This is a genomic window from Polaromonas sp., assembly GCF_018780625.1.
Taxonomy (GTDB): domain Bacteria; phylum Pseudomonadota; class Gammaproteobacteria; order Burkholderiales; family Burkholderiaceae_C; genus Polaromonas.
In genome coordinates this window covers 1-5,198 of record NZ_JADMJK010000110.1, presented here as the reverse complement: position 1 = coordinate 5,198, position 5,198 = coordinate 1, and the positions used below count along the sequence as shown (strand labels likewise).

4 protein-coding genes are annotated in these 5,198 nt (G+C 61.9%); 2 read left to right on the top strand and 2 right to left on the bottom strand.

Annotated elements, in window-relative coordinates; all coding sequences use genetic code 11:
- A partial coding sequence (locus IV091_RS09740) for an endo alpha-1,4 polygalactosaminidase (RefSeq protein WP_366806992.1) occupies positions 1-1,112 on the top strand: 1,112 nt, incomplete at its 5' end.
- A 75-nt stretch (positions 1,113-1,187) separates the two neighbouring features.
- Here the strand turns inward: IV091_RS09740 and gshB are convergent.
- Positions 1,188-2,138, bottom strand: a complete 951-nt coding sequence (gene gshB / locus IV091_RS09735) for a glutathione synthase (protein ID WP_293468126.1) — start codon at positions 2,136-2,138, stop codon at positions 1,188-1,190.
- Positions 2,139-2,312: 174 nt separating this feature from the next.
- Between gshB and IV091_RS09730 the strand changes: the two genes are divergently transcribed.
- Positions 2,313-4,316: a bifunctional DedA family/phosphatase PAP2 family protein gene (locus IV091_RS09730; RefSeq protein ID WP_293468124.1), complete on the top strand. Its 2,004-nt coding sequence runs from the start codon at positions 2,313-2,315 to the stop codon at positions 4,314-4,316.
- A 94-nt stretch (positions 4,317-4,410) separates the two neighbouring features.
- On the opposite strand, the gene IV091_RS09725 is transcribed toward IV091_RS09730, so the two are convergent.
- The coding region (locus IV091_RS09725; protein WP_293468122.1) for a KUP/HAK/KT family potassium transporter at positions 4,411-5,198 on the bottom strand (788 nt) is incomplete at its 5' end.

Here is a 5,198-nt window from a genome sequence, read left to right as displayed (position 1 = left end):
TTCATGGCCGTTCCATACGCAGCCGCCTTGCCACCACCCTGCGCCATGCCGCCGTACTCGTTGCGCTGGCAGGTGCCTTCACCGCCCAGGGCCGCACGCTGACCATCATCGGCGACACCTCCACCACGACAGACTCGTCACCCACCAAGACGTCGAAACGCCAGAACCAAACGACGACGACTACGACGACTGCGCCAACGACCACCACCACTACCACTACCACCACCGCAACCACGGCGGCCAGCCGGGGCTTCCCCAATGCCGGTCCGTGGGCTTCCTTCTATGGAACAGCGAACACCATCGACCTGCCCAAACTGGCAGCGACGTTCCGCATCATGGACATTGACGCAGACCCGGACATGGGCAACTTCACCGCCAGCCAGATCACAACGCTGAAAAACAGCGGCGCCAACAAAGTCTTGAGCTACCTCAATCTGGGTTCCTGCGAAAACTTCCGTGGCTACTGGTCAACGGTTCCCACCGGATTCCTCTCCTGCTCGGCCAACAAGGCGGCTCAACTGGGCGCCTATTCAGGCTACAGCAATGAAGTCTGGATGAACGTCGGCAATGCGGACTATCAAAACCTGGTCATCAACTACATCGTGCCCCGGCTCGTCGCGCAGGGTGTGGACGGTTTTTACTTCGACAACATGGAAATTGTCGAGCACGGCACCAACACCACCAACGGCCCGTGTGACGCCCAATGCAGCCAGGGCGGCCTGAACCTGATTGCCAAACTGCGGGACAAATACCCGTCGATGCTGTTTGTGATGCAGAACGCGACCAGCAACAAGACCCGCCTCGGCCAGGCAACCGGCGCATCCGGCACGGTGGCCTTCCCCAGCCTGCTCGACGGTATCGCGCATGAGGAGGTTTACAAGCCCACCTACGACGCGGGCGCCGAAGCCGAACTGGTGAGCTGGTCCGGCATGAACCTGGCGCCGGGCGGGCGCAAGTTCTGGATTGGAACGCTGGATTACGTCAGCAGCTGCACCAACACCACGGCAGCCGAGTCCGCGTTTCAGTCCAGCCGTGCGCGCGGCTTTTCGCCTTCGGTCTCTGACTCCAGTGCAGGACAACAGACCGTTTGCTACTGGCCGCCTACTTTTTAAGCCGTTCAGGCGGGTATCCAGGCAAAGCGCGTGAGGGCTGCAATGCGCCCCACGCGCCTGGCTTTGACGTAGCCATCAACCAGCGCGCACCGCCTGCTCCAGCGCGTCGATGAACATGGCCGCCACGTCAAACCCGGTCTGGTCAAAGATTTCCTGAAAGCAGGTCGGGCTGGTGACGTTGATTTCGGTCACGCAGTCGCCAATCACATCGACGCCGGCCAGCAGCAGGCCGCGGCTGAACAGGATGGGGCCGAGCGCCTCGCCGATTTCACGGTCACGCGCCGAGAGCGGCCGGGCCACGCCCTTGCCGCCAGCGGCCAGATTACCGCGCACTTCGCTGCCCTGCGGAATGCGTGCCAGGCAGTAAGGCACCGGCTTGCCGCCGATGATGAGCACCCGCTTGTCGCCGTCCACGATTTCGGGCAGGAATTTTTGCACCATCAGGCTCAGGGCGCCATGGCGGTTCAGCGTCTCGGTGATAGACCCCAGGTTCAGCCCGTCGGGGCCGACGCGAAAAATGCCCATGCCGCCCATGCCGTCAAGCGGCTTCAAGATGATGTCCTGGTGCTCGGCATGAAAGCGCTTGATGTCCTCGGCATCGCGCGTCACCAGGGTGGGGCCGATGAACTGCGGAAACTCCATGATGGCGAGCTTTTCAGGGTGGTCGCGCAGCGCACGCGGCTTGTTGAACACCTTCGCGCCCTCGCGCTCGGCCTGCTCAAGCAGGTGGGTGGCATAGAAATACTCGCTGTCAAACGGCGGGTCCTTGCGCATCAGCACCGCGTCAAAGTCCTTCAGGGCCACGGCGCGCGCGCCGTTTTCTTCAAACCACTTCACCGCATCGCCCGTCAGCGTGATGTCGCGCACATGGGCCGTCACGGCCGCGCCGCGCTGCCACATCAGGTCCTGCGGCTCGCAGGCGCTGATGCGGTGGCCGCGCTGTTGCGCCTCGCGCATCATGGCAAAGGTGGTGTCCTTGTAGATCTGGAAGGACGCAAGGGGATCGGCAATAAAGAGAATATTCATGGCGTGTTGGGGATGGGGTCCGGTTGGATGGCGCCGAATGCGGCAAGGGCGCGTGGCGTACTGGCCCGTATTGTTGTACAAACAGCGCGACCGCGCCGGCGGCCGCTGAGGTGCGCATGACAAAGCTGCCAAGATGCAACTTTAATTCGCATTGATCACGGGGCAAATTTTCTGATGGAGTCGCATTTACACGCGCTGATCGCTTACTTTTCAGCACACCCGCAACTGGCGCTGGGCGCCATCTTTGCGGCGTCGCTGCTGGAGGCCTTGGCCGTGATTGGCACGGTTGTTCCAGGCAGCACCATCGTTTTCGCCGCAGGGATGCTGATCGGACTCGGCGAACTCAACCCCTGGTGGAGCGCAGCGATGGCTGTATCCGGCGCCATCATGGGTGACGGCATCAGTTATTGGCTTGGACATCATTTCCAGGACCGCATTCGCACCGCTTGGCCGATGAAAAAATTCCCCGCATTGTTTGAACGGGGTCAGCTTTATTTTGAGAAAAACGGTGGCAAGAGCGTGTTTCTCGCTCGCTTCCTTGGACCGGTGCGGGCCATCGTTCCTGTGGTGGCGGGCATGGCGGGCATGCCGGCCAGACAGTTTTATGCCATGAACCTGTTGTCGGCGCTGGCGTGGGCGGCCGCCCACCTCCTGCCAGGCCTGCTTTTTGGCGCCTCGCTGGCGCTGGCCGGCGCCGTGAGCGCCAGACTGGTCGTGATGCTGCTCATCCTCGCGGCGTTTTTATGGGCCACCAGCAGGCTGGTCCAGATCGCGTATCACCGGGGCTGGCCCCGCTTGCAGTCGCTTCGGCACCGCGCTGTGGCGCATGCGCACCAGAAACCGGGTCCCTTCGCATCCGTCGTCCTGTCACTGCTGGATCCCGCCAGGGCGGAGTCCCCCGCCTTGCTGACGGCAGCGCTGCTCCTGATTGGCGGCGCCTGGCTGTTTCTGGGCATTGTGGAAGACGTCACGTCGAACGATCCCCTGATCCAGGTCGATCAAATGATTTACCTGGCACTGCAGGAGCTGCGCACGGCATGGGGCGACCACCTCATGGTGGCAGTGACCGAGGCGGGGGGCGCGGTGGGCGCTGCTTTTCTCATTTCAGGCGTGTCGCTGTTCTTTGCCATCGGACGACGGTGGCGAACGCTTGGCTACTGGCTCGCGGCAAACGGTATTGCCGAGATTCTTGTGGTGCTGCTGAAATACACGCTGGGACGTGCGCGGCCCCACAATATTTACACGGGCCTGGCGCAGTTTTCATTTCCGAGCGGGCACGCCACGTCAAGCATCGTAGCCTTCGGTTTTCTGGCATTCCTGTTCGCGCACGGAAAATCGGACCGGGGAAAAATTGCGATCACGCTGCTGGCTGCTGCCAGCATCACCTTGATCGCATTTTCACGTCTTTACCTGGGCGTGCATTGGTTTTCTGACGTGTTGGCAGGCATGAGCCTGGGCTTGGCCTGGGTGGCGTTGCTCAGCATTGCCTACCTTCATCATGCGACCCATGAGCGGGTGAGACCGTGGCCGCTTTTACTGGTGGCCCTGGCTGCGCTGGGGCTGACGGCCGGCTTTTATGCCGGAGATCGCTACCGGGCCGATGTCGAACGCTATGCATTCCACCCAGCACTGGAAACCCTACCCCTTGAGGACTGGACGGGCGCCGGATGGCGCCAACTGCCCGCATCGCGCGCCGAGCTGGGCGGGGAGATGGAGGAGCCTTTTGCGCTTCAGTGGGCGGGGACGGCAGGACAGATGGCTGAGTCGCTGCGGGCCTCCGGATGGCAAACGCCCGAAACCTGGACCCTGAAGTCCTCGTTGCTCTGGCTGCTGCCCACTGCGCAGATCCAGCAACTCCCGGTGTTGCCCAAATTTGATCAAGGCGAAGCACCCAGGATTACCGTTATCAAGATGATCCATCCCGATGAGCGCCTGGTGCTTCGGCTCTGGCCATCGGGCCGGGAGGTCAGACCGGACCCGGCACTGCCAGCGCGCCCGCTATGGATTGGCATGGTGGCAACGGAGCGACTGCTTCACCCCGGCGGCATGATCACGCTCGCCAGGACAGGCAAGGATTTCAGGATGCCCTTGCGCGTCCTGACCCAGGACCTGCAAAGCCAGCACCGGTCGGTGCAGAGCCGGGAAAAACCGGACAATGTGGTGTGGCTCGTCTGGTAGCAGCGCAGCGAGGGTTTTCGGTGTGGCTGCCCTGCCAGCTGACTATTGCCCCCGTGCCTACCAGCCAGCCAGCCAGCCACCACGAAAATCCAACTCAAATCTCGATCTTGCTGCCCAGTTCCACCACCGAGTTGTTGGGCAGGTTCAGGAAGTCTGCCGCGCCACTGGCGTTGTGGTGCATCTGCGCAAACAGCTTTTCACGCCACTGCGACATGCCGGTGCCAATGGTTGGAATCACCGTGTCGCGCGACAGGAAGTAACTCGTCGTCATCGGCTCGAGCTGGCAGCCGCGGTTCTTGATCTGCTGCAGCGCCTTGGGCAGGTCCAGGTCGTTCTTGAACCCGTAGTTGACCGTGACCTGCCAGCAGTCATGGCCCAGCGACTCCACTTCCAGCCGCTTGTCCATGCCGATCCAGGGCACCTCGTGGTTGCGCACCGTGACAAACAGGTTTTGCTGATGCAGCACCTTGTTGTGCTTGAGGTTGTGCAGCATGGCATTGGGCACGATGCCCGGCTCGGCGGTCAGGAAGACAGCGGTGCCTTCAACCCGCAAGGGCGGATTGATAAACACGGCGTCCAGGAAACTCGGCAGGTCAATCGCGTCGGCGCGCAGCTTTTCGTTCAGGATGCGGCGGCCTTCCTTCCAGGTGATCATCAGCGTGAAGACGATGCCGCCAATCACCAGCGGGAACCAGCCGCCGGCGAACAGCTTCATCAGGTTGGACGCAAAAAACGCGAAATCGACGGCAAAAAACACGCTGGTGGCCGCAATGCACAGCGCAAGGGGATACTTCCAGCCGTAGCGAATCACGTAAAAGGTCAGTACGGTGGTGATCAGCATGTCGGTGGTCACGGCGATGCCATAGGCCGCCGCCAGGTTGC

Bases quoted from the DNA above. Each gene is read 5' to 3' on its own strand.
- gshB (WP_293468126.1), bottom strand. From the start codon at position 2,138: ATGAATATTCTCTTTATTGCCGATCCCCTTGCGTCCTTCCAGATCTAC.
- IV091_RS09730 (WP_293468124.1), top strand. From the start codon at position 2,313: ATGGAGTCGCATTTACACGCGCTGATCGCTTACTTTTCAGCACACCCG.